Origin of the sequence: Pseudomonas cedrina subsp. cedrina (genome assembly GCF_001983175.1) — a bacterium.
GTDB lineage: Bacteria > Pseudomonadota > Gammaproteobacteria > Pseudomonadales > Pseudomonadaceae > Aquipseudomonas > Aquipseudomonas cedrina.
Map to the genome: position 1 here is coordinate 1 of NZ_MNPW01000035.1, position 2,158 is coordinate 2,158.

A 2,158-nucleotide genomic window follows, 5' to 3' on the forward strand; every position below is an offset into this window, starting at 1 on the left:
GCTGTTTTTCTGCGGATCGCCCAGTGCTGAGGAGACAGTCGCCGCAGTTGATCCCGGTCTGTTTAGTGCAGCGCCGAGCGCTAAGGAAGAGGGAGCCGTATCGGGCTTTAGTGGATTCTACGGTGTCGGCGTGGTGTCCGATTACATCAGTCGCGGTATATCAGGGAGTGACGGGAAACCTGCGTTTCAGTTCTTTGGCGAGGTGTCCTACGATAATTTTTATTACATGAACCTGTACGGCTCGACGGTCAGTTATCCGAGCGAGCTGGGGTTGAGTGATCCACCGATCGAATACAACGTGGCGGCGGGCATTCGCCCGGCGTGGGGTCCGTTCATTATCGATATCGGCGGTTACTACACGTTTTACCCGCATGAAAACCGCAAGTACATGAGCATGGAGTCAGGCGAGTTCTACATCATGCCGACCTATCGGCAAGGCAGCCTGACGCTCTCGGCGGGTGCGTTCTACACCCAGCATTGGGGCGGGACCACGGCCACCGGGATCTATACGCCGATCACCTTGAACTACGTGTTGAGCGATTTTTCGATGGGTGGGGTGACGCCTTACGTGACGGCCGAGTTCGCTCACCAGAAGACCGGCGAAATCCAGGGCTTTAATTTGCCCGATTACAACCACTGGGGTACCGGTTTTGGTGTCACCTACAGCAATATTATCTTTGACGTGAAGTACACCAACACCAACGTACGAGGCCAGGACTGCGCGTATGTATCAGGGGGCACCGACTGGTGCGATGAAACGGTGACGGCGGGTGTCAGCATCACTTTTTGATATCAGCGCTTAAGCAATAGCGGCGCAATGAGGAGTAACGATCGTGGCTAAACGTGAGGCAATTCTGTCGGTTATCTATGATGCATGGGGCGGGATGCACCCGGGTGCCTGGCGTCATCCGGACGCGCCCAAAGATCCTGCGATGGACTTCCAACACATCAAGTACCTGGCGCAAACGGCGGAGCGCGGGAAACTGCACGCCTTCTTCCTGGCCGATAGCCTGGCGTATGCGCTGGAGAAGGACCCGCAAGTGCTGTCGCTCACCTCCAACGTGGCGCGATTCGAACCGTTCACGCTGTGTACCGCGCTGGCCATGGCCACCCAGCACATCGGGCTGGCGCTGACGGCCAGCACGACTTACAGCGAACCCTTCAATATCGCGCGGATGTTCGCCTCGCTGGACCACCTGTCCGGTGGGCGGGCTGGAACATCGTCACCTCGACGGGCGAAGCCGGTGCCAACTTCAATGGTTTCCAACCGGGCCGGGATGATCGCTACAAACGCGCGTCCGAATTCTACGACGTGGTCGCGGGCTTGTGGGACGGTCTCGAGGATGACGCCTTCCTGTATGACAAGGCCGGCGGGCGCTTCTTTGATCCGGAAAAAATCAAGAGCCTGAACCACAAAGGTGAGTTCTACCAGGTGGAGGGCCCGCTCAATATCAGCCGTCCGCCACAAGGGCATCCGGTGATCTGCCAGGCGGGCTCTTCGCCGGCCGGGCTGGCGTTTGCCACCCGTGTCGCGGAAATCCTGTTCACCTATGGGTTGGATCTCGAGGCGTCGAAGGCGCTGTACAAAGAAATCAAGAGCATGGCGGCTGCCAACGGCCGTGACCCCGACCATATCAAGGTGCTGCCCTCGTTGGGGATTGTCCTCGGCCATACGCAGGAAGAAGCCGATGCCAAACTGGCGCAGATTGACGCATTGGCGGACCCGCAAATCGGCATCGAACGCTTGAAGGGCCTGATCGATTACGACCTCGCGCCGCATGACCTGGATGGCCCGGTGCCGGAGATTCCGCAGACCCAGTCCTGGTCGAAGACCATGCAGGACTATTACCTGGGGATGGCCAGGGAGCAGAACCTGACGGTTCGCCAGCTCTCGCTGATGGCGATGCGGTTCGATGCGGTGGCCATGTCGGCCCAGGCCGCGGCCGACCACATCGAAAACTATGTGGTCAACGAAGCGGCCGATGGGTTCAACATCTCGTTTGCGGACGCCTCAGGCTCGCTGGAAATTCTGGTCGATGAGGTGGTGCCTGAGTTGCAGCGTCGCGGTGTGTTCCGCCAGGACTACCAGGGGACGAGCTTTCGTGAGGACCTGGGGATTCCACGTCCGTCGGCGCGTCCGCAATGATGAGGTGACGGG

The 2,158-nt window shown here is 59.1% G+C and carries 1 protein-coding gene and 1 pseudogene; both read left to right on the plus strand.

What is annotated here, in order from left to right:
• A partial coding sequence (locus BLL36_RS29840) for a TorF family putative porin (RefSeq protein WP_165448129.1) occupies window positions 1–790 on the plus strand: 790 nt, incomplete at its 5' end.
• 142 nt (window positions 791–932) lie between these two features.
• A pseudogene (locus BLL36_RS29845) lies at window positions 933–2,146 on the plus strand (NtaA/DmoA family FMN-dependent monooxygenase).
• Window positions 2,147–2,158 lie beyond the last annotated feature (12 nt).